22 protein-coding genes are annotated in these 22214 nt (G+C 40.5%); 16 read left to right on the forward strand and 6 right to left on the reverse strand.

Annotated elements, in window-relative coordinates; genetic code table 11:
- Window positions 1-23: 23 nt before the first annotated feature.
- From gyrA to dnaA, 6 genes are all read right to left on the reverse strand, one after another.
- On the reverse strand, window positions 24-2519 hold the full coding sequence (gyrA, locus tag ACFSX4_RS11535; protein WP_377774752.1) for a DNA gyrase subunit A: 2496 nt from the start codon (window positions 2517-2519) through the stop codon (window positions 24-26).
- An 18-nt stretch (window positions 2520-2537) separates the two neighbouring features.
- Entirely contained in the window at window positions 2538-4457 is a 1920-nt protein-coding gene (gyrB, locus tag ACFSX4_RS11540) for a DNA topoisomerase (ATP-hydrolyzing) subunit B (protein ID WP_377774754.1), read from the reverse strand.
- A gap of 14 nt (window positions 4458-4471) precedes the next feature.
- Window positions 4472-5569 (reverse strand): DNA replication/repair protein RecF, encoded by a 1098-nt coding sequence (recF, locus tag ACFSX4_RS11545; protein ID WP_377774756.1) that lies wholly within the window; start codon window positions 5567-5569, stop codon window positions 4472-4474.
- Window positions 5566-5781, reverse strand: coding sequence for a S4 domain-containing protein YaaA (gene yaaA, locus ACFSX4_RS11550; RefSeq protein ID WP_377774758.1), 216 nt, complete (start codon window positions 5779-5781; stop codon window positions 5566-5568). Before yaaA ends, recF begins: the two co-directional genes overlap by 4 nt.
- A gap of 183 nt (window positions 5782-5964) precedes the next feature.
- The gene (gene dnaN, locus ACFSX4_RS11555) at window positions 5965-7098 is read right to left on the reverse strand and encodes a DNA polymerase III subunit beta (protein WP_377774760.1); all 1134 of its coding nucleotides are present in this window, start codon (window positions 7096-7098) and stop codon (window positions 5965-5967) included.
- A 163-nt stretch (window positions 7099-7261) separates the two neighbouring features.
- On the reverse strand, window positions 7262-8593 hold the full coding sequence (gene dnaA, locus ACFSX4_RS11560; protein WP_377774762.1) for a chromosomal replication initiator protein DnaA: 1332 nt from the start codon (window positions 8591-8593) through the stop codon (window positions 7262-7264).
- Between the two features lie 450 nt (window positions 8594-9043).
- Here dnaA and rpmH point away from each other — a divergent pair, with 450 nt between their 5' ends.
- The 16 genes from rpmH to ssb all read left to right on the forward strand — a co-directional run bounded on the left by rpmH (window position 9044) and on the right by ssb (window position 22078).
- Window positions 9044-9181 (forward strand): 50S ribosomal protein L34, encoded by a 138-nt coding sequence (rpmH, locus tag ACFSX4_RS11565; protein WP_000240855.1) that lies wholly within the window; start codon window positions 9044-9046, stop codon window positions 9179-9181.
- 123 nt (window positions 9182-9304) lie between these two features.
- Window positions 9305-9640, forward strand: a complete 336-nt coding sequence (gene rnpA, locus ACFSX4_RS11570; RefSeq protein WP_377775008.1) for a ribonuclease P protein component — start codon at window positions 9305-9307, stop codon at window positions 9638-9640.
- A gap of 15 nt (window positions 9641-9655) precedes the next feature.
- Complete coding sequence (gene jag, locus ACFSX4_RS11575; RefSeq protein ID WP_377775009.1) at window positions 9656-10531, forward strand: RNA-binding cell elongation regulator Jag/EloR; 876 nt, start codon at window positions 9656-9658, stop codon at window positions 10529-10531.
- 11 nt (window positions 10532-10542) lie between these two features.
- A complete protein-coding gene (gene mnmE / locus ACFSX4_RS11580) occupies window positions 10543-11919 on the forward strand; it encodes a tRNA uridine-5-carboxymethylaminomethyl(34) synthesis GTPase MnmE (RefSeq protein WP_377775011.1) in 1377 nt (458 codons plus the stop codon).
- A 17-nt stretch (window positions 11920-11936) separates the two neighbouring features.
- The gene (gene mnmG, locus ACFSX4_RS11585; RefSeq protein WP_377775013.1) at window positions 11937-13820 is read left to right on the forward strand and encodes a tRNA uridine-5-carboxymethylaminomethyl(34) synthesis enzyme MnmG; all 1884 of its coding nucleotides are present in this window, start codon (window positions 11937-11939) and stop codon (window positions 13818-13820) included.
- Window positions 13817-14530: a 16S rRNA (guanine(527)-N(7))-methyltransferase RsmG gene (gene rsmG, locus ACFSX4_RS11590; protein WP_377775015.1), complete on the forward strand. Its 714-nt coding sequence runs from the start codon at window positions 13817-13819 to the stop codon at window positions 14528-14530. The genes mnmG and rsmG overlap by 4 nt, the downstream gene beginning before the upstream one ends.
- 16 nt (window positions 14531-14546) lie before the next feature.
- Entirely contained in the window at window positions 14547-15359 is an 813-nt protein-coding gene (locus ACFSX4_RS11595) for a ParB/RepB/Spo0J family partition protein (protein WP_377775017.1), read from the forward strand.
- A 61-nt stretch (window positions 15360-15420) separates the two neighbouring features.
- Complete coding sequence (locus tag ACFSX4_RS11600; RefSeq protein WP_377775019.1) at window positions 15421-16260, forward strand: ParB/RepB/Spo0J family partition protein; 840 nt, start codon at window positions 15421-15423, stop codon at window positions 16258-16260.
- Between the two features lie 11 nt (window positions 16261-16271).
- Window positions 16272-17204, forward strand: coding sequence for a mechanosensitive ion channel family protein (locus ACFSX4_RS11605; protein ID WP_377775021.1), 933 nt, complete (start codon window positions 16272-16274; stop codon window positions 17202-17204).
- Complete coding sequence (locus tag ACFSX4_RS11610; RefSeq protein ID WP_377775023.1) at window positions 17204-17392, forward strand: DUF951 domain-containing protein; 189 nt, start codon at window positions 17204-17206, stop codon at window positions 17390-17392. The genes ACFSX4_RS11605 and ACFSX4_RS11610 overlap by 1 nt, the downstream gene beginning before the upstream one ends.
- Before the next feature lie 17 nt (window positions 17393-17409).
- Window positions 17410-18510: a redox-regulated ATPase YchF gene (gene ychF / locus ACFSX4_RS11615; protein ID WP_377775025.1), complete on the forward strand. Its 1101-nt coding sequence runs from the start codon at window positions 17410-17412 to the stop codon at window positions 18508-18510.
- A 141-nt stretch (window positions 18511-18651) separates the two neighbouring features.
- Window positions 18652-19248, forward strand: a complete 597-nt coding sequence (locus tag ACFSX4_RS11620) for a TetR/AcrR family transcriptional regulator (protein ID WP_377775027.1) — start codon at window positions 18652-18654, stop codon at window positions 19246-19248.
- A gap of 1 nt (window position 19249) precedes the next feature.
- On the forward strand, window positions 19250-19951 hold the full coding sequence (locus tag ACFSX4_RS11625) for a YqeB family protein (protein ID WP_377775029.1): 702 nt from the start codon (window positions 19250-19252) through the stop codon (window positions 19949-19951).
- Entirely contained in the window at window positions 19933-21084 is a 1152-nt protein-coding gene (locus ACFSX4_RS11630) for a DUF418 domain-containing protein (protein WP_377775031.1), read from the forward strand. The genes ACFSX4_RS11625 and ACFSX4_RS11630 overlap by 19 nt, the downstream gene beginning before the upstream one ends.
- A gap of 144 nt (window positions 21085-21228) precedes the next feature.
- The gene (rpsF, locus tag ACFSX4_RS11635; protein WP_377775033.1) at window positions 21229-21528 is read left to right on the forward strand and encodes a 30S ribosomal protein S6; all 300 of its coding nucleotides are present in this window, start codon (window positions 21229-21231) and stop codon (window positions 21526-21528) included.
- A gap of 25 nt (window positions 21529-21553) precedes the next feature.
- Window positions 21554-22078, forward strand: coding sequence for a single-stranded DNA-binding protein (gene ssb, locus ACFSX4_RS11640; protein ID WP_377775035.1), 525 nt, complete (start codon window positions 21554-21556; stop codon window positions 22076-22078).
- The last annotated feature ends 136 nt before the right edge of the window (window positions 22079-22214 follow it).

A 22214-nucleotide genomic window follows, 5' to 3' on the forward strand; every position in this document is an offset into this window, starting at 1 on the left:
GAAAGCCGGAGTCCTTGTCTGTATTATTCTTCGTTATCTAAACTTTCATCAGGCAGGGCAGGTGTTTCATCTGGTGATTCAAGTGCCTCTTCCTCGATTTCTTCTTTAACTTTCGCAACAGTCGCAACGTGCTGATCATCTGATAATTTAATCAGACGGACACCTTGAGTACTTCTTCCTGTCACAGAAATTTCTTCAACCAGAAGACGGATGATTACACCTTGGTTGGTGACAATCATTAAGTCCTCATCACCGTCAACAGATGCGATGTAAACAAGCTGCCCGTTACGGGCGTTTAAGTTTGCTGTCTTAACACCGACACCGCCGCGGTTTGTACTGCGGTAGTCCGCTTCCGGAGTAATCTTACCGTATCCGTTTGATGTCACAATCAAAATAGACTGGTTTTCAGACAATACATCAAGGCCGACAACTTCATCAGCTTCTCTCAGTTTGATTCCTTTAACACCGGCAGCTGTCCGTCCCATGTTTCTAATCTGGCCTTCATCAAAACGGATCAGTGATGCATCTTTTGTACCGAGAATAATTTCTTTTGAACCGTCAGTCAGTCTGACCGCAAGAAGCTCATCATCCTCTTTAAATGTAATGGCAATCTTACCGTTTTTATTGATGCGTTCGAAATTATTGAGTGATGAACGTTTTACAATACCGCGTTTAGTTGCGAAGATTAAGTATTTTCCTTCGTAATCTTCGTCCTTCACACCGATAATCGTGCTGATTTTCTCATCTTTATCAATCTCAAGCATATTCACAATCGGAATACCTTTCGATTGTCTCGATAACTCAGGAATCTCATAACCTTTCAGACGGTATATCCGTCCTTTATTTGTAAAGAACATGAGATAATCATGCGTGCTCATTGTCACCAGCTGACTCACAAAATCATCTTCCATTGTGTTCATCCCCTGAACACCGCGGCCGCCTCTGTGCTGTGCCCGGTAAGTGGATGAAGGGAGACGTTTAATATAGCTGTTATGACTCAGTGTCACGACAATCTGCTCTTCAGGAATTAAGTCCTCATCTTCAATATCACTCAGACTTCCTAAAGTGATTTCAGTCCGTCTGTCATCACCGTATTTATCTCTGATTTCTGTTAATTCCTCACGGATAATACCGAGAAGTTTCATTTCATCCGACAGAATTTCTCTTAAATATTCAATGGTTTTTAAGATTTCTTCATATTCCGCCTGGATTTTGCTGCGTTCCAGTCCTGTTAAACGGCGGAGACGCATATCAAGGATTGACTGTGCCTGACGCTCTGACAGATTAAACTGTTCCATTAAGCCTGTACGGGCTTCCTCGTCATTCTGGGAACCGCGGATTAAGGCGATAATTGCATCGATATGATCAAGCGCAATCTTCAAGCCTTCTAAAATATGCGCACGGTCTTCTGCACGTTTTAAATCAAACTCCGTACGTCTTCTGACCACTACTTTCTGATGCTCCAGATAATGATAGAGAGACTCTTTTAAACTCAGTATTTTCGGCTGTCCGTCAACAAGTGCGAGCATGTTGATACCGAATGATGTCTGCAGCGGCGTATGCTTAAATAAGTTATTCAGAACGACATTCGCATTTTTATCTTTGCGAAGTTCGATGATAATTTTAACGCCTTCTTTTAAGCTTGTTTCATCCCGTAAATCAGTAATGCCTTCGATTTTTTTATCCCGGGCAAGCTCTGCGATTTTTTCAACCAGACGGGCTTTATTCACTAAATAAGGCACTTCTGAAACAACAATCCGTTCCTTGCCGTTTTTCATCATTTCTATTTCACAGCGGGCACGCATCATCACAGAACCTCTGCCTGTTTCATATGCCCGGCGGATGCCGCCTTTACCGACAATTAAACCGGAAGTAGGGAAGTCGGGTCCTTTCACGTGCTCCATCAGTTCGGGCAGAGTGATTTCCGGGTCATCGGATAATGCGAGAACGGCATTAATGACCTCTGTTAAATTATGCGGCGGTATATTTGTTGCCATACCCACTGCGATACCGCTTGTACCGTTCACCAGAAGGTTCGGGAAACGGGCAGGGAGCACTACAGGCTCACGTTCATTCCCGTCATAGTTGTCCGCAAAATCAATGGTGTTTTTATTAATATCACGCATTAACTCCATTGATATTTTACTCATTTTCGCCTCAGTATAACGCATCGCAGCAGCGCCGTCGCCGTCCATGGAACCGAAGTTCCCCTGACCGTCGACAAGCGGATATCTGTAGCTGAAATCCTGTGCCATTCTGACCATTGCATCATAAATGGATGAGTCACCGTGAGGGTGGTATTTACCCATTACATCACCGACAATACGTGCCGATTTTTTATACGGCTTATCTGAAGTCATACCGTTATCGTGCATACCGTAAAGAATTCTGCGGTGTACCGGCTTCATACCGTCCCTGACATCCGGCAGGGCACGGGAAACAATGACACTCATCGCATAGTCGAGAAATGACGTACGCATCGTTTTACTGATATTAATTTCCTGAAGTCTGTCAGCCATTACATTTTACCTCCATCGTTATACATCCAAGTTTTGTACATACTGCGCATTTTCCTCTATAAAGTTTCGTCTGTGTTCAACAACATCACCCATCAGCATCTCAAAAGTCAAATCCGCTTCAACGGCATCTGACAGTGTTACCTGAAGCAGCGTTCTGAATTCAGGATCCATTGTCGTCTCCCACAGCTGATCGGCATTCATCTCACCGAGACCTTTATAACGGGAAATGGAAAGTTTCGGTGAGTCTCCGAGTTCCGCTTTCACTGCACCGAGTTCTCTGTCATCAAATACCCAGTGCTTATTTTTACCTTGCTCAATTTTATAAAGCGGCGGCTGGGCGATATAAATATATCCTGCTTCGATTAAAGGTTTCATAAAACGATAGAAGAATGTCAAAAGCAGCGTCCGGATATGCGCACCGTCAACATCCGCATCGGTCATAATCACTACTTTATGATAACGTGCTTTCTCAAGATTAAATTCTTCTCCGATTCCTGTGCCGAGCGCAGTAATCATGGAGCGGATTTCATTATTGTTTAAAATTCTGTCGAGTCTTGCTTTTTCAACATTTAAAATCTTACCGCGGAGCGGCAGAATTGCCTGTGTCGTCGAGTTACGTCCGGATTTAGCGGAACCGCCGGCAGAATCACCCTCAACAATAAAGAGCTCGCTTTCAGCCGGATCTTTACTGGAACAGTCTGCCAACTTACCAGGTAAACTGGACACTTCAAGAGCTGATTTACGACGTGTCATTTCACGTGCTTTTTTCGCTGCAAGTCTAGCCTGCTGGGCTGTAATACCTTTTTCAACAATTATTTTCGCAACAGTCGGATTTTCCATTAAGAACCGGTTAAAACCTTCTGCGAACAGCTGGTCGGTGATGAGTCTCACTTCAGAGTTGCCGAGCTTTGTTTTTGTCTGTCCTTCAAACTGGGGATCCATATGCTTAATCGAAATAATGGCAGTAATACCTTCTCTGACATCTTCACCTGAAAGACGGTCTTCACCATCTTTAATCAGACGGTTTTTTGATGCATAACTGTTAATGACACGTGTCAGTGCACGCTTGAATCCATCTTCATGCGTACCGCCTTCATACGTGTGAATATTATTGGCATAAGACATCACTGTAGAAGAAAATCCTCTGTTGTACTGGAGTGCAACTTCCACTTCAACATCTTCTCTTTCACTGTCCACATAAACAATGTCTTCATGAATAATTTCTTTAGATTCATTAATCTGTTTGACGTATTCTTTAATACCGCCTTCATAATAATAATTAAATTCAACAGGCTCATCATCACGCTCGTCAATCAAATTGATGTTCAGCTTTTTATTTAAAAATGCAAGCTCTTTAATACGGTGTTTTAAAGTATCCGTATCATATACTGTTGTTTCAGTGAATATTTCAGAGTCGGCTTTAAAACGGATTTCTGTCCCTGTTTTATCAGTTTCGCCGATGACTTTAAGATCAAAATCAGGCACACCTCTTGTATAGCTCTGGTGATGGATTTTGCCGTCAAGATGCACATATACCTCGAGTTTTTTACTGAGTGCATTAACAACAGATGATCCGACCCCGTGAAGTCCGCCGGATACTTTATATCCGCCGCCGCCGAATTTACCGCCGGCATGAAGTACTGTTAAAATAACTTCCACTGCCGGACGTCCCATTTTCTCCTGGATACCGACCGGAATTCCGCGTCCGTTATCCGTTACTTTAATCCAGTTGTCTTTTTCAATGACCACATTGATTGTATCCGCGTGTCCGCCGAGCGCTTCATCGATACTGTTATCGACGATTTCCCACACCAGGTGGTGCAGACCGCGTGATGAAGTAGACCCGATATACATCCCCGGACGTTTCCGGACCGCTTCTAAACCTTCTAATACCTGTATTTGATTCGCATCATACTGTTGTGCATTATTTTCAGCCATGTTTTCACCTTCCATTAAGCATTTACTTTGCCGCTGTCTATGTTAAATGACGACATATCATTCATGATAGCGTGATTAATATCACTGATTGATGTCGTCGTTACAAATGTTTGAACCCGGTCTCTGATTGACGTTAAAAGATGGGACTGCCTGGTCTCATCAAGCTCGCTCAGCACATCATCAAGAAGCAGTACCGGATATTCTCCGACCTCGTCATAAATCAGGTCGAGTTCTGCGAGTTTCACTGACAGGGCGGTGGTACGCTGCTGTCCCTGCGATCCGTATGTCTGCACATCGAATCCGTTAATGTGAAAAGAAATATCATCCCGGTGCGGACCAATCATTGTCTGCATCCGGTCAATCTCTTTTTCCAGTGAATCATCCAGTATTGCTTTGATTTCCTGTTCAAGTTCTTTTTCATTAGTGCTTTTATATTTAATATTGGGATTATATTTAATCGTGAGTGATTCTTTACTGTTTGAGATGTCTTCGTGAATTTTCCTTGCAAATTTCTCAATAGTTTCAATGAAGTGCTGCCGTTTGTAGATAATAACACTCGCATGTTTTGCGAGCTGTTCATTCAAGACATCAATCATGACCCTGTCCACATTTCTGGATTTTAAGTACTGGCTTTTCTGGTTCAGTACTTTTTGATAGTCACTCAGTGTACTCAAATATACTTTTGAAATCTGGCCGCATTCCATATTGATAAATTTACGTCTGACTTGAGGGGATCCTTTGACGATATTTAAATCTTCAGGTGCGAATAATACAGTGTTTAAGTGGCCGATATACTGGCTCAGTTTTGACACTTCCATATGATTCACTTTTGCCCGCTTGCCTTTTTTGGAGACACTGATTGATAAAGGGAGCCTGCTGTAGGAGGTCTCGATATTGCCGTTGACATATGCTTCTTCCTTATCAAACTGAATCAGTTCTTTATCTCTTGATGTTCTGTGGCTCTTTGCGAGTGCGAGAAAATAAATAGACTCAAGAAGATTGGTTTTCCCTTGAGCATTTCGTCCGATAAATACGTTCAATTTAGGATGGAACTGTAAATCCAGTGAATCATAATTTCTGAAATTACCGAGATGAATATCTTTTAATATCATTTCGTATACTCAATTTCAAAACTGCCGAATTCACCAAAATCAACAATATCGCCGTCATGAAGCTTTTTGCCTCTGCGGTTTTCCGGTTCACCGTTTAAGTAAACGTCATTTTCTCTTAAGAACCATTTTGCTTCACCGCCGGAACCGATAATGCCTTCATGTTTTAATAACTGCCCCAAAGTGATTAACTCTTTAAGCTGGATTTTTTCCATGTCTCACCCTCCTCACTCATACTTCTATATTATACTACACTTTTGTAATATTTTCACTGCAGAAGCCAAATAAAAGCTCATAGAGCGTTTTATAAACAAAATAGGGTAAACCTACTGGGGAAATAAAAAAATAGCTGAGGGCTCAAATAAAACAATAATGAGCCTTCAGCTAATATTTTATTCTTAATATGTGCGGATCGGTAAGATTAACTGTACCACTTCATCCGATTCACTCGCTTTTAAAGTGAACGGACGCATTGTACCGTAAAATTCAATCGTTACATCTTCATCGTTAATTGCTTTTAACGCATCCATCATATATTTGGAGTTGAATGAGATTTTTAAATCTTCCCCTTCAATTTCCTGTGTGTTGATATCTTCGTTTACTGTACCGACTTCAGGAGAGTTTGAAGACAATTCCACATTATTATTGGATACACTCATGCGGATGACATTATTACCGCCTTCACGTGCAAGCAGCGACACACGGTCAATCGCGTGATAGAAGTCCGAGTTATTCACAGTAACTTTTGTTTCATTATTTTCAGGGAAGAGTCTGGATGTGTCCGGATAATTCCCTTCCAATAGACGTGAGATAAATCTCATATGACCGTAACTGAACAGCACTTGGTTTTGTGAGAAATGAACTTCCACTTCCGCATCGGAATCAGAAATAATTTTATTCAGCTCGGATAATGATTTACCCGGAATAATCGCAGTTGAATGTCCGGCATTGAATTTAGTACCGAATAAACGGCGGAGTGCCAGACGGTGTGAGTCGGTTGCGGTAAATGAAATACCGTCATCATTAAACTGCCAGTTAACACCAGTTAACACGGGTCTCGTTTCAGAAGTTGAGACTGCGAAATTGGTCTGATTCACAATTGTTTTAAGCACAGATGCAGGAAGAACAAGACTTTCTTCATCTTTAACTTCCGGCAGCAGCGGATATTGATCAGGATCATTACCGCTTAAATTAAATTCTGATTTAGATGCTGTAATTTTTGTCTGGAACATATCATTTGTTTCAAGATCAACAAAATTACCGGATAATTTTTTAATAATATCTACAAAGAAACGGCCGGATAATACTACAGATCCGGTTTCTTTAATTTCAAGAATTTCTTCATTATTTATTTCAGTTGGAATTGTAATTTCAATAGAAATTTCCGAGTCACTGCCTGTAAGCAGTAAATGATCATCTTTGACATCAATTTTAATACCGTTAAGAATCGGCATAGTTGTTCTCGGGGAAATTGCTTTCAGGCAATGATTCAGCTGCTCAATGAAATATTGTCGATTGATGCTAATTTTCATATTTAATGACTCCTTATATATAATAATAATTAAATAAAGTAATAATAGTAATAAGCCCTGTGGATTTGTGGAAAAGTGGATAAACTATATGTGTCTCAAGTTATCCACATGTGAATAAGCTGTTAGTTCAAGTCTACCATTTATCCACACTATACACATCTATTTAATCAAGCTTCTTTTCAATTTCTTCGAGCTCATCCTTAAACAGCTCATCCGCACTCAAAAGTTTGGATATTTTTTCATGAGCATGAATCACAGTCGTGTGATCTCTGCCTCCGAATACCTCACCGATTTTAGGCAGAGAGTTATCTGTCAGTTCACGCGCGAGATACATTGCGATATGCCTCGGGAAGGCGATGGATTTTGTCCGCTTTTTTGATAAAAACTCTTCTTTTTGTACCCCGTAATGTTCCGCAACAACATCCTGTATGTGATCAATCGTAATTTTCTTCGGTTTATTCTGGGAAACGATATCTTTTAATGCTTCCGATACCATGTCAGGTGTCAGAGGCTGATTGGATAGTTTGGAATATGCTGCGACACGTGTTAACGCACCTTCCAGTTCACGAATATTTGTCTGAATGTTGTTTGCGATATAAATCATGGCTTCATTTGGAATCTCAACACGCTCTTCTTCACACTTTTTACGTAAAATCGCAATGCGTGTCTCAAGATCCGGCGGAGTGATATCCGTAATCAGACCCCACTCAAAACGTGAGCGGAGACGGTCTTCCAGAGTCGGAATTTCTTTCGGCGTCCGGTCACTTGAGATGACAATCTGTTTATTGTCTTCGTGCAGCGCGTTAAATGTATGGAAAAATTCCTCCTGAGTGGATTCTTTTCCGGCTAAAAACTGAATATCATCAATTAACAGAACATCCACGTTACGGTATTTGTTACGGAAAGATTCTGTTTTATTGTCTCTGATGGAGTTGATGAATTCATTGGTGAATTTTTCACTGGACAGGTAGGCAACCTTTGCATTCGGACGGTGTTCCAGAACGTAATGACCGATCGCATGCATCAGATGTGTTTTACCAAGACCGACGCCGCCGTATATAAATAAAGGATTGTAGGCTTTTGCCGGTGCTTCTGCCACCGCAAGTGATGCGGCATGACTGAAGCGGTTTCCGCTTCCTATGACAAATGTTTCGAATGTATTGTTCATATTTAATTGTTTATGACTGGGAACTTCAGGCGGTGCATCGATCTTTTTTTCCACCGGCGCTTTTGTTTCATCCAGCTCATCTTCGTCAATAATGATCTGAATATCCGGTTTTTCGCCGATGACCTCATATAAACTGTCCTGAATCAGCGTACTGTAGTTTTTTTCCAGCCATTCTTTATGAAACTGTGTTTCTGCTTTAATCACTGCGAGCTGGTTATTCAGCTGAATGAGAGAAGTTTCTTTAAACCATGTCCGGTAACTGGCTTCAGTCAGCAGAGATTTAATCTGCTCCAGCGTATTCTCCCATATATTATCAATAGAACTCATAGGCTTCCTCATTTCTATTTTCACATTTCACACATGCTGTGGAAAAACTTATTAACAGTTCTGAATAATTGTCCACAAGTTAATCACAGTGTGTGGATAACTTTTCCGGGACAAATGCTTTTCCACAGAGATACATTCAAATTCTAACGAATATTAAAGAGAAATTCAATTGTTATATCAATATTTCTATGAAGTTATACACAATAAAGAAAGTTATCCACAGAAGAGGTTGTACACACCTGTGGAAAGATGGAAAACATGCTTATTAACATGTGGAAAAACAAAAAGACTGAAAAGTTATCCACAATATTATAAAGTATTCTACAGCTCTCAGATAAAAATCCGTTAAAAATATTGTTGAAATGCGCAAATGATTCTGTTATTCTTTAGTAGTTACGATTAAAAATCGAATCCTCAGAGTAGGTAACTTGTGTCATGGAGGTGTAATATATGGTTAAACGTACTTACCAACCTAATAAACGTAAACATAGTAAAGTGCATGGCTTCCGTAAGAGAATGAGCACTAAAAACGGACGTAAAGTTTTAGCACGCCGCAGAAGAAAAGGCAGAAAAGTTCTTTCTGCATAATTCTCTACAGAGAAGATCATCTTAAAAAAGGTGGTCTTTTTTTATGTATATGGACTTGTTTTTTTATTAACAAGTGAAATTTTGCTATAATAAATTATCATAATGTGAAAGAGCGTAATAATGATGAAGAAGCGTTACAGAATAAAAAAAGATAAGGACTTCCGCCTGGTGTTTAAAAAGGGAAAGTCCTATGCAAACCGTCAATTCGTAGTTTATGTGATCAACCATCCGGATATCACACACTTGAGACTTGGAATCAGTGTATCCAAAAAGCTTGGTAATGCTGTGAAAAGAAATCAAATTAAACGCCGTATCAGAAGTTTTTTCAGAGAAAATCAGGAGCAGCTGTCGAAAAAAGAATATGTGGTGATTTCCAGAAAACCTGTAAGTGATATGGACTATCATCAAATGGAAAAATCATTATTACATGTCTTAAAAATCGCAAGATGTATAAAATAGTGCGGAGGTACTTTTATGTACAAAATTTATCGGGCAGAAACAGTAGATTCAGCGATTAAAAAAGGTTTGAATGAGTTAAAAGTGTCAGAAGCAGATATCAGAATTGATGTGGAGGACAGGGGCTCAAAAGGATTTTTAGGCATCGGCAGGAAAGAAGCAGTTGTTAAACTGACTGTTATTAATCCTGAATTGAAATTATATGAGTCCATTGATGCACTGATTTTAAGAGATAACAGTGAGGCGGAAGATACAGTTGAAGAACCTGCGAATGCCGTTGATGATTCTGAAACTGTATCAGAAAGTATTCAGGAGACGCCTCCGGCAGAAGCTGTTAATGCAGAAACTGTTAATAATGAAGAAAATGAATCAGCAGATACAAATATAACGGCAGGGGAAGTTCAGGAAACAGAAGAATTGGAAGTACCTGAAGAATCACTGACAATAGAAGGTGCAGCAGAATCGACGACAGCTTATATAGAGCGTGTGGTCCGGGACATGAAGATAGAGAGTCAGGCGGACTTTACAATAGAAGGTAAGGAAATATGGATTGAACTGGAATCAAGTCTTGCTGCCAAATTAATCGGAAAACGCGGTCAGACATTGAATGCACTGCAGGAGCTTGCACAGAATTACTTCAATAGTATATATAAATCCTACGGTTCAGTGGTACTCGATATAGAGGATTACCGTGAAAAGCGCAGGGAAACGCTTGAAAATCTTGCAGTGAATATGTCTAAAAAAGCACTGCGGACGAATGAACCGGTGAAAATGGAGCCGATGCCTTCATTTGAAAGAAAAATTATGCATAATGTACTCAGTAATTTAGAAAATATAAACACCCGTTCAGAAGGAAAAGACCCCCGCCGCTATATTGTTATTGAGAAGAGATAAGGAGAATAAAAATGCAGTTAGAGACAATTTCAAGTATCTCAACACCTGTCGGAGAAGGTGCGATTGCGATCGTGCGTTTGTCGGGAGAGACAGCGCTCGAAGTTGCGGATAAACTTTATAAAGGACAAAAACCGCTTAGTGAGAGAGACTCCCATACTATTAATTACGGTCATATTATAGATCCTGTAACAGGTGAAACAGTTGAGGAAGTTATGATTGCTGTGATGCGTGCCCCGAAAACTTATACAAGGGAAGATATTGTGGAGATTAACTGTCACGGCGGGATTCATACAGTGAACCGTGTGCTGCAGCTGACTTTGAAAAATGGTGCGCGTATGGCGGAACCGGGTGAGTTTACGAAACGGGCATTTTTAAACGGACGGATTGATCTGTCACAGGCTGAAGGGGTAATGGACTTTATCCGCTCGAAGACGAACGAAGCTTCAAAAGTAGCCAATCAGCAGATGCAGGGCCGTTTGAAGGATTATGTTGAAAATTTAAGGCAGAGTATTTTAAATATACTTGCACAGGTTGAAGTGAGTATAGATTATCCGGAATACGATGACGTCGAGGAAGCGACGACATCGTTTCTGTTGGAAGAGGCGGAAAAAGTCCGAAAGGATATTCAATATCTGTTGAAATCAAGCGCCGAAGGCCGTATTTTACGGGAAGGGCTGAGTACAGTGATTGTCGGGAAGCCGAATGTCGGTAAAAGTTCACTGTTGAATTATTTAATTCAGGACAATAAAGCCATTGTTACAGAGGTTGCAGGTACTACACGTGATGTACTTGAGGAATATGTTAATGTCAACGGTATTCCATTAAAACTCGTGGATACTGCAGGAATCCGTGATACGGATGATATTGTGGAAAAAATCGGTGTGGAAAGAAGCCGTAAAGCCTTAAGCGGTGCAGAATTGATTTTATATGTACTGAATAATAATGAGGCTTTGAGTGATGAAGATATTGAACTTCTGGATTCGATTCAGGATAAGAATGTCATCGCGATTGTGAATAAACTGGATCTTGAAAGTAATCTTGATATTGAAGCATTGACGTCAAGATATGACATGCCGGTTGTCAGAACATCTATTATTAACAGTTCAGGTGTCGATGAACTTGAAAATAAAATTGCAGAGCTGTTTTTTGAAGGTAATGTAACAAGTACGGATTCCACATATCTATCAAACAACAGACATATCAGTCTTTTGGAACAGGCTGCTTCATCAATTGAAGAAGCGGTACAGTCGGCAGAAATGGAAGTGCCGATTGATATCGTACAGATTGACCTTGTGAAAACATGGGAGCTGCTTGGTGAAGTCATCGGTGAAGATGTCAGCGAGCAGTTAATAGACCAGTTGTTCAGTCAGTTCTGTTTAGGAAAATAATTAAGGAGGAAAGATTTATGGAAGAGCACATAAAATATGATGTCATTGTCATCGGTGCCGGGCATGCCGGTGTTGAAGCGGGACTTGCGGCAAGCCGTAAAGGTTTAAAAACGCTGATGCTGACAATCAATTTGGATAATATCGCATTTATGCCGTGCAATCCGTCAGTCGGCGGCCCCGCGAAGGGGATTGTCGTGCGTGAAATTGACGCACTCGGCGGTGAGATGGCAAAAGTGACAGATAAAACGCATATTCAGATGCGGATGTTGAATACAGGTAAGGGACCTGCTGTACGTGCACTTCGTGCACAGGCGGATAAAATTTTATACCAGCAGGAGATGAAGCGTGTTCTGGAAGACACGGAGAATCTTGATATTCTGCAGGGAATGGTCGATGAAATAATCATTGAAGACGATACAGTTAAAGGTGTCAGAACAAATATCGGTGCGACTTATGAAGCGTCATCTGTCATCATAACGACCGGTACATTTTTACGCGGTGAAATTATACTCGGGGATATTAAATACTCCAGCGGACCGAACCATCAAATGCCGTCTGTACCGCTTGCCGATCAGCTTCGGGACTTAGGATTTGATATCGTCAGATTCAAAACAGGTACACCGCCGCGGGTGAACTCGGATTCTATTGATTATTCAAAAACTGAAATTCAGCCGGGTGATGATGTACCGCGTGCATTCAGTTTTGAAACGACTGAATTCATTATGGATCAGCTGCCGTGCTGGCTCACATACACATCTGAAGACACACACGGCATTATTAATGAAAATCTTAAACTTTCAGCGATGTATTCAGGTATGAAAGTCGGTACAGGTCCAAGATACTGTCCGTCAATTGAGGATAAAATTGTACGCTTTAATGACAAACCGCGGCATCAGATTTTCCTTGAACCTGAAGGCAGAAATACGAAAGAAGTTTATGTTCAGGGACTGTCAACAAGTATGCCGGAAAGTATTCAGCATCAAATGCTGTCATCTATTCCCGGACTTGAAAATGCGCGGATGATGCGTGCAGGTTATGCGATTGAATATGATGCATTAGTGCCGACACAGCTGTGGCCGACACTTGAAACGAAAAAAATTAAAAACTTATATACTGCCGGCCAGATTAACGGCACAAGCGGCTATGAAGAAGCAGCCGGCCAGGGGTTAATTGCAGGTATTAATGCTGCCAGTAAACTGCTCGGCGAAGAGCCGTTAATTTTAAGCAGATCCGATGCATACATCGGTGTGCTGATTGATGATTTAGTGACAAAAGGGACGAATGAGCCGTACCGTCTGCTGACATCCCGTGCGGAACACCGTCTGCTTTTACGTCATGACAATGCGGATATGCGTCTGACTGAAATCGGTCATGACATTAATCTGATTCCAGAAGCACGGTATGCGAAATTTACTGAGAAAAAAGCAAATATCGAAAAAGAACTTGAACGTCTTTCAAATATTCGTATTAAACCGAATGATCATACACAGGCTGTAGTTGAAGCACACGGGGGAACCCGCCTGAAAGACGGTATTCTGGCATCTGATTTATTGAAACGGCCTGAAATGGACTATATGTCCATTCTTGAAATTCTGGGTGAAGATGCAGAGATTTCACAGGAAGAATATGAACAGGTTGAAATTCAATTGAAATATGACGGCTATATTAAAAAATCACTGCAGCAGGTAGATAAGATGAAGCGTATGGAAAATAAGAAAATACCGGAAAATATTGATTATGATGCGATTCATTCACTCGCAACTGAAGCAAGAGACAAACTGAAAACAGTGAAGCCGCTTGATATTGCACAGGCATCAAGAATTTCAGGTGTCAATCCGGCAGATGTTTCCATCCTGCTTGTTTATATTGAGCAGGGAAATGTGAAAAGGGTAGAAGCATGAACGAAAAACAATTTGTAGAAGCGTTAAAAGAACATGGCATAGAGCTTACAGAAAAACAGCTTGAACAGTTTGAAACGTATTATGAAATGCTTGTTGAATGGAATCAAAAAGTCAATTTAACGGCAGTCACTGAAAAAAAAGAAGTATACCTGAAACATTTTTATGATTCTCTGACTCCGCTTTTTTATGTGGATATTAAAGACTCTGCGAGTGTCTGTGATGTCGGTGCGGGTGCAGGTTTCCCGAGTATCCCCATTAAAATTGTGCGTCCGGATTTAAAGATTACGATTGTAGATTCATTAAATAAACGGATTAACTTTTTAAATGAACTGTCTGCAGACCTCGGTCTTGATAAGATGCATCTCGTGCATGACCGTGCCGAAAATTTCGGACAGTATACAGCACGTCATATGTTTGATGTTGTTACAGCACGTGCCGTTGCGAATTTGAATGTGCTTCTTGAACTCTGTCTGCCTCTCGTGAGAACAGACGGTCATTTCATTGTCCTTAAAGGGAAAAAGGGTCTTGAAGAACTTGAAGACAGTGCATTTGCCCTTGATCTCCTCGGCGGAAAGGTCGTTGAGACCTTCAGTTTTGAACTGCCGGAAGAAGACAGTACACGTCATATTTTAAACATTAAAAAGACGCATAAAACTCCGGCAAAATATCCGCGGAAACCAGGTACACCGAATAAATCACCACTAAAATAAGAAAGGCGGGGAACAATTGAAAAAACCATTTTCAAAGTTATTTAACCTCATAGATAAAAGCAATGAAGTAGAGGATAAAGATAAACTGCAGCAGCTGCCGATGGAAAATATTGTTCCGAACCGCTATCAGCCGCGTACAGTATTTAATCGTGATAAAATTCGTGAACTGGCGGATTCTATTGAAGAACACGGACTGTTACAGCCGATTACGGTCCGTCCGATTGAAGAGGGAATGTATGAAATTATCGCCGGTGAGCGGCGCTTCCGTGCGATGAAAATGCTGAATTATGAAGAAGCGGATGCGATTGTCCGTTATTTAACAGATAACGAGACTGCAGCAGTCGCTTTAATAGAAAATATTCAGCGTGAAAATCTGTCCAGTGTAGAAGAGGCAAGAGCCTATAAAAAACTTCTTGAAATGGATGATTTGACCCAGAAAGATCTGGCGCAGAACCTCGGTAAGAGCCAGTCTTTTATTGCCAATAAACTGAGACTTTTAAAGCTGTCTAAATCAGTGATTGATGCACTGAATAAAGGTGACATTACAGAACGTCATGCGAGAAGTCTCTTAAGTCTCGATGAAGATGATCAGGGTGAGGTACTTGATGCAATCCGGAAAAACAACATGACAGTCAAGGATACAGAGGATATTGTAAAGAACCGGTCGGAAGTAAAGACTGAACAGATTGACTTTAATGATGAGGTATCATTCGCAGTGAATGATATTACAAGGGAAGTCAACAAGCTTAAAAATAAAGGTCACAGCGTGTCTTACGACAGTAAGGAAAAAGATGAATATCATGAGCTGACAATTAAAATTTATAAATAATGAAGCACCACATGCGGGTGTTTCGGCTGATGGTGATTCATATTGAATCGGGGCGGGTATAATGACGAATGGAAAATATTCTGGTGAGGGAATGGATGAATTGATAAAAATAGATGATAAAGATGTCATTCAATATATTCAGCTGTCAGAAATACGTAAAAATCCATACCAGCCGCGGACAGAGTTCAAAGAAGAAAAACTTCATGAACTAAGTGAATCCATCAAAGAACACGGGATACTGCAGCCGATTATTGTCAGGCAGTCGATTAAAGGATACGACATTGTTGCCGGTGAACGCCGCTTCAGAGCAACAGAAATTGCAGGCATGGAGACTATTCCTGTTATCGTGAAGGAAATGACCGATCAGGAAATGATGGAGCTTGCGATTATAGAAAATCTCCAGCGTGAAAATCTCAACCCGCTTGAAGAGGCGGTGAGCTATAAGGAGCTGATGGAACAGCTTCAGATGACGCAGAGTGAGATCGCAAAACGGCTCGGTAAGTCGAGACCTTATATTGCGAATATGATCAGGATTTTAAACCTCCCGGTGAAGATTAAAAACCTCATAAACGACGGTAAATTGACCGGCGGGCACGGCCGGACACTGCTCGGTATTAAAGACCAGGTCCAGCAGGAAGAAGCAGCCCGTAAAGCCGTCAGAGAGGAAATGAGTGTCAGAGCACTCGAACAGTATGTTAAAATGTTGACTCAGCCGAAAAAAAGCCGGTCACAAGGACAGGCAAAGAAGAAACCAAAATTCATCCAGAAGCATGAAGCGAGGCTGAAGGAACGTTTTGGAACAACGGTTGAGATAAAAAAAGCCCGCAAAAAGGGCGTCATTTCATTTGAGTTTAAAAATGAAGAAGAATTTAAACGAATTATTGATATGTTGGAAAAATAGGAGGTTTAAAATTGAAACACTTGGTATTACTTTCGACTTCAATCGGAGAAGACATTTCAGCAATACAGCAGTTAATTAATCAACTGAAAAACCCGGAATTATGGATAAATTTCGGTATGGATATACTGCGGGTCATTGCATATATTATTTTAGGATTCATCGTGATTAAAATTGCGAACCGTGTGATTGAAAACTTTTTTAATTTCAAATCAAAATCGAAACCTCATCTTAAAGGCGCAGCGAAGCGCAACCAGACATTAATCAGTGTGCTGCAGAATACGGTCAGCATATTTTTATGGTTTGTTGTGGTTGTCATGGTGCTTCAGACATTCAACGTACCCGTCGCGACACTCCTTGCCGGTGCCGGTGTGGTCGGTTTAGCTGTCGGTTTCGGTGCACAGAGTTTAGTAAAAGATATGATTACAGGTTTCTTTATTATTTTGGAAAATCAGTTCGATAAAAGTGACTTCGTCAGAATTAATACATCCGGAACGACTGTTGCAGAAGGTGAAGTTCTGTTTATCGGTCTCCGTATTACTAAAATTCAAGGATATGAAGGTGAACTCTTCATCATTCCGAATGGTACAATTAATGAAGTTGTCAACTTCTCTAAATACAACTCTATCGCATTTCTTGATATCAATGTTTCCATCGATGAAGATTTGAACCGTGTTGAGGATTTACTCAGTGCGTTCTGTGAAAATGCGATGAATATTGAAAGTACGCTGTCAGAGCCGCCGCAGGTACTCGGCCTGAACGATATTGCGAACGGTGAAGCGATAATGAGAGTCATGCTTGTTACTGAACCGATGGAACACTTCGGTGCAAAACGCCGTATGAGAAAAGCTGTAAAACTTTATCTGTCAGAATATGATATTAATATTTCTGTTCCGACAATGGATATTCAGGAGTTTGAAGATCCTTCTAAAAAAGGTGAGGCTTAATGGATAAAACATATGACTTAAATGATATTGTTGAGATGAAAAAACAGCATCCGTGCGGAAATAAGAAATTTCAGATTGTACGTATGGGTGCAGATATTAAAATCCAGTGTGTGGAATGTAAACGGACCATTATGATGCCGAGACGGGATTTTGAGAAACGCATGAAAAAAATAGTCAAAAATAATTAAAATACAGGTGATGAAAAATGTCTTTAACAGCAGGAATTGTCGGATTGCCAAACGTCGGTAAATCTACATTATTTAATGCAATCACAAAAGCAGGCGCGCTTGCTGCAAACTATCCTTTCGCGACCATCGACCCGAACGTCGGGATTGTAGAAGTGCCGGATAATCGTTTAAATGTATTAACAGAGCTCGTAGAACCGAAAAAAACAATACCGACAGCGTTTGAGTTTACGGATATCGCAGGAATTGTAAAGGGTGCTTCAAAAGGTGAAGGACTCGGTAATAAATTCCTCGCACACATTCGTGAAGTTGATGCAGTGTGTCAGGTTGTCCGTGCGTTTGATGATGAAAATGTCACACATGTATCCGGGCAGGTTGATCCAATTGATGATATTGAAGTCATCAATATGGAATTAATCCTCGCAGATTTAGAAAGTGTAGATAAGCGTCTGCCGCGTGTAGCGAAAATGGCTAAACAGAAGGATAAAGATGCAGTGGCGGAAGAAGCGGTACTTTCTAAAATCAAGGAAGGACTTGAAGCCGGACAGCCGGTCCGTGCGCTTGAGTTTACGAAAGAAGAAATGAAAGCAGTCAGACACTTCCACCTTCTGACACAAAAGCCGATGCTTTATGTTGCGAATGTGTCTGAAGATGATTTAATGGACTTATCCGGTAACGAATACCTTAAAGCGATTGAAGAATATGCGTCTAAAGAAGGCTCCGAAGTGATTGTGATTTCTGCGAAAGTTGAAGAGGAAATTGCGGTGCTTGAAGATGATGAGAAAGATATGTTCCTGGAAGAACTCGGGCTCAGTGAATCCGGTCTTGATAAACTGATCCGCGCGTCATATGACCTGCTTGGTCTTGCGACGTACTTCACTGCAGGTGTTCAGGAAGTCCGTGCATGGACGTTCAAGAAAGGCATGACAGCACCTGAATGTGCAGGAATTATTCATACAGATTTCCAAAAAGGATTTATCCGTGCTGAAACGGTTGCGTATGATGATCTTGTTGAAGCAGGAAGCGAGCAGAAAGCAAAAGAAGCGGGTAAAGTCCGCCTTGAGGGTAAAGAGTATATAATGAAAGACGGAGACGTTGTTCATTTCAGGTTTAATGTATAAAAGAATAAGTGATGAGACCGCAGCCGGTGTGCTGCGGTTTTTTGATGTCTTTATTCGATTAAAAGGTCCAGGGGTTTTTTATTGTAAAAAATTGAATGGTCATTTAAAATATTAATTAATAGTTCAAAAGGAGCGGTGAGGATGTCATTTATTCAAAAGCAGAGAAGAGAACAGATGATTAAAGCAAGTATTGAGACGCTTGCAGTAATCGGATATCAAAAACTAACATTTAAAAATATCGCAGAGCGGATTAATGTGAATCCAAGTCTTGTATCATATCATTTTAAATCCAAGGAAGCTCTGCTTTATGAACTCCTGATATACATTTTGGAACATAAAACACATTACATAGAAGAAGGGATAAAAAATTATCATACTGCACCTGAGAGGTTAAAGGCATTCATAGAAGTATCGCTTAACTATCATGAAACCCACCGCGATGAAAACACGGCGTTAATCGAAATTATTTTCAATATGAGAACAGATGATGGAAAAGCGTTATATATGCAGGTGGATGATGAGCCCGATGCGATTCATGACTTGTTTAAAGGCATTATTAAAGCAGGAATCCGTGAAGGTGTGTTCAATGAAAACATTGATGTTGAAGCATTAAATACAATTGTGAACGGGTCAATTGATGAGCGGATGCTTTTAAATACGGGTGATAAAGATAATCAGGCATTTACAGAAGTACTGTTGCTTATGGTGAATCAATACATTGAACCAGGGAGAAGATAGTATGTATCAAAGTGAAAAACTGGGTGTAAAACCTGCAGAAAAAGTTGTAATAGCAGTGATTCCATTGATTACAGCTGCAATAGGTTACTTCTTGAAGCCTCTGGTCAACCTGATAGAACATGTACCATTCATATCCAATTTTCAATTGGTTCGTTTGATCCATGAATTTAATGCACCGTGGCTGGTATGGGTGCTGACCGCAGTTGGACTGATTGCCGGTATATTTATTTCAATGATTACGTATGATGAAATTTTAAAGCTGAATATTATGAAGGACAATATTGAAGTGAATATTAATGGGAAGACATTTACAATTGAACGGGACGAGTTTGGTGCTGCTTTTAAAGAAGGAAAAAATCTTTTTATTTTCAGTAAAACGGGCAGAGAATTTCTTCTTGAAAAAACAGACTACACGCCTCAAACATTAAAAGAGACCTTCGGGCGCTTTAATTATCAGTGGCTGTCACAAGATCCGTACAGTGGTGAATATTTTGAGTGGCTGACAGAAGATGAACGGTTGAACAGCCGTGCCAATGATGTGCTGTATAAAAGAAAAGAAGCGCTTAGAGAGGATAATAAGGAACGTGCCGCAGAGTTAAAAAATGACCTTGATGAAATGAATATTTACGTTAAAGATACTGGAGGAAAACAAATGGTGCGGCGCATTGAAAGGGAGGAAGAGATGTGGGAAATCAACCGTTAAAAAAACGGGCACTGTCTCTTGATCTTGCCCGGGGATCGATGCTGTTACTGATCATACTTGCCCATGTACCGCTGATGATGTATTTAAGCGAGCCGGGCGTAATTACGAAGCTTCATGCAGAAAATACTTTCGAAAAAATACTGAACGGTTTAATGGTTTTATTTGTTGATAACCGTGCACGGCCGCTGTTTGCCGCTTTGTTCGGATATGGTCTGATGATGATTTACAAAAAACAATCAGAACGTACGGGTGACATTGAAGCGAAACGCATTATTAAACGGAGATGCTGGTATTTAATATTATTCGGGGCTGTATTGATGGCTGTTTTCGGCGGTCAGGATATTTTGATGACTTACGGAATTGCGGGTCTCATTCTGATACCGTTAATCAATAGAAAAAATAAAACAATTATGATATGGATTTTAATTACGGCAGTCATATACACAGGTATTGTATTTTTAGTGTGGGGTACGATTTTGTTTGGTATACAAAGTTATAGTATTCCGATTGAGCTCACCGGGAACGAAACATATTTGAATACTATTTTTGACCGCTTTATCGGCATTCCATTAACGCCTTTCATGACGCATTTGATGTTTCCTGTCATTCCATCTGTTATTATGGGATTTTGGCTCGGCAGACTTGATGTTTTAATTCAGCCGGAAAAAAACCGGGCATTGTTAAAAAGAATGTTTGCAGGGGCATCGGTGATTTCAATCACAGGTGCAGTTCCTATGCTTTTTATCAATGAAATATGGTTCCCGGAATATTTTACTGCCGGCCTTGTCTACGGTATTCATATGATATCAGGAATTTTTGCCGGTCCCGCATATGTGGCTTTATTTGCTTTTATCGGCCATAAAATAAAACAGCCGGGAATTTTGATGCAGGCTATGGCTGCGATGGGAAAACGTTCGCTGACGTTCTTTTGTATCCATGAGATAATGATTGTAATCTGCTTATCTCCAATCGCTTTTAATCTCGGTGCACATATCACTATCACGACAGGTGTTTTATTCGGTATCATTTTGTGGTCGGTTAATCTCGCAGCTGCCTGGCAAATGGAAAAACACAGTAAATCAGGTCCGCTTGAGCATTTAATGCGCCGTTTAGTATATCGGACAGACGGATAAAGAAATTTATTTGAAAATAAAACAGCAAAAAGAATTGTAAAATGACCAATTTGCTGATATAATTTCAGATTGTGAGTAATGAAAATTATTCCTTGCCTGTGACTTAGATTACAGGCCGTTAAAGACCATAAGGAGGTGTAGAAGATGAGAGCATATGAAATTCTATATGTCATCCGTCCAAATATTGAAGATGAAGCGAAAGCTGCATTAGTAGAACGTTTCGACACTATTTTAACTTCAAACGGCGGAGAAATCATCGAGTCAAAAGAATGGGGTAAAAAACGTCTTGCATATGAAATCAACGATTTCAAAGATGGTATCTACCACATTATCAAAGTTAAAGACGATGGTACAGCAACTGCAGAATTCGATCGTCTGACTAAGATCAGCAATGATATCATTCGTCATATCATTGTTCGTGACGAACAAGAAGAAAATAAGTAATGATAATTAAACAGGAGATGATTACATGCTGAACCGTGTAGTATTAGTCGGACGTTTAACTCGTGATCCTGAACTAAGAGTCAGTCAGAATAATGTTTCTGTTACAACATTTAATCTAGCTGTGAATCGCCCGTTTACTGGCCAAAGTGGTGAGCGCGGCGCTGACTTTATCAACTGCGTGACTTTCCGCAAACAAGCGGAAAACGTGAGTCAATATGTTAAAAAAGGAAGTCTTGTCGGTGTGGATGGAAGAATCCAGACACGTAACTACGATAACAAAGACGGTCAAAGAGTGTATGTGACTGAAGTAGTGTGTGATAGTGTTCAGTTCCTAGAGCCACGAGGCCAGGGCGGTAATCAATCTCAAGGGCAAAATAACTATAACTCAGCAGATAGTTATGCGAATGCTTACGGCGGCGGTCAAGGCAACCAGTCTCAAGGTTCAAGACCGTCTCAAAATGAGCAGACGTCCAGAAATAATGTTGAAGAAAATCCATTTGCGAATGCGAATGGTCCGGTAGACATCAGTGATGATGATTTACCATTCTAAGTTTTAAACTTAAAACGAACGAAAATAACAGAATTCAAATTTCGTTTGTTCGTGTGTAAACTGTGTGTGTAAATAAAAGATACTCATGTGTGAGAGTGTCTGAATATGTGTGTGAAACCGGGACATTGTGTCCCGG

This window comes from Corticicoccus populi (genome assembly GCF_042686195.1).
GTDB classification, from domain to species: domain Bacteria; phylum Bacillota; class Bacilli; order Staphylococcales; family Salinicoccaceae; genus Corticicoccus; species Corticicoccus populi.

What these genes read in the sequence shown, in the direction of transcription:
- recF (WP_377774756.1), bottom strand. Translation starts at nt 5,569, where the DNA reads ATGATATTAAAAGATATTCATCTCGGTAATTTCAGAAATTATGATTCA.
- jag (WP_377775009.1), top strand. Translation starts at nt 9,656, where the DNA reads ATGTACAAAATTTATCGGGCAGAAACAGTAGATTCAGCGATTAAAAAA.
- ACFSX4_RS11600 (WP_377775019.1), top strand. Translation starts at nt 15,421, where the DNA reads ATGACGAATGGAAAATATTCTGGTGAGGGAATGGATGAATTGATAAAA.
- dnaN (WP_377774760.1), bottom strand. Translation starts at nt 7,098, where the DNA reads ATGAAAATTAGCATCAATCGACAATATTTCATTGAGCAGCTGAATCAT.
- ACFSX4_RS11610 (WP_377775023.1), top strand. Translation starts at nt 17,204, where the DNA reads ATGGATAAAACATATGACTTAAATGATATTGTTGAGATGAAAAAACAG.
- mnmG (WP_377775013.1), top strand. Translation starts at nt 11,937, where the DNA reads ATGGAAGAGCACATAAAATATGATGTCATTGTCATCGGTGCCGGGCAT.
- ACFSX4_RS11620 (WP_377775027.1), top strand. Translation starts at nt 18,652, where the DNA reads ATGTCATTTATTCAAAAGCAGAGAAGAGAACAGATGATTAAAGCAAGT.
- ychF (WP_377775025.1), top strand. Translation starts at nt 17,410, where the DNA reads ATGTCTTTAACAGCAGGAATTGTCGGATTGCCAAACGTCGGTAAATCT.
- gyrB (WP_377774754.1), bottom strand. Translation starts at nt 4,457, where the DNA reads ATGGCTGAAAATAATGCACAACAGTATGATGCGAATCAAATACAGGTA.
- rpmH (WP_000240855.1), top strand. Translation starts at nt 9,044, where the DNA reads ATGGTTAAACGTACTTACCAACCTAATAAACGTAAACATAGTAAAGTG.
- gyrA (WP_377774752.1), bottom strand. Translation starts at nt 2,519, where the DNA reads ATGGCTGACAGACTTCAGGAAATTAATATCAGTAAAACGATGCGTACG.
- rpsF (WP_377775033.1), top strand. Translation starts at nt 21,229, where the DNA reads ATGAGAGCATATGAAATTCTATATGTCATCCGTCCAAATATTGAAGAT.
- mnmE (WP_377775011.1), top strand. Translation starts at nt 10,543, where the DNA reads ATGCAGTTAGAGACAATTTCAAGTATCTCAACACCTGTCGGAGAAGGT.
- rsmG (WP_377775015.1), top strand. Translation starts at nt 13,817, where the DNA reads ATGAACGAAAAACAATTTGTAGAAGCGTTAAAAGAACATGGCATAGAG.
- ACFSX4_RS11625 (WP_377775029.1), top strand. Translation starts at nt 19,250, where the DNA reads ATGTATCAAAGTGAAAAACTGGGTGTAAAACCTGCAGAAAAAGTTGTA.
- yaaA (WP_377774758.1), bottom strand. Translation starts at nt 5,781, where the DNA reads ATGGAAAAAATCCAGCTTAAAGAGTTAATCACTTTGGGGCAGTTATTA.
- ssb (WP_377775035.1), top strand. Translation starts at nt 21,554, where the DNA reads ATGCTGAACCGTGTAGTATTAGTCGGACGTTTAACTCGTGATCCTGAA.
- dnaA (WP_377774762.1), bottom strand. Translation starts at nt 8,593, where the DNA reads ATGAGTTCTATTGATAATATATGGGAGAATACGCTGGAGCAGATTAAA.
- rnpA (WP_377775008.1), top strand. Translation starts at nt 9,305, where the DNA reads ATGAAGAAGCGTTACAGAATAAAAAAAGATAAGGACTTCCGCCTGGTG.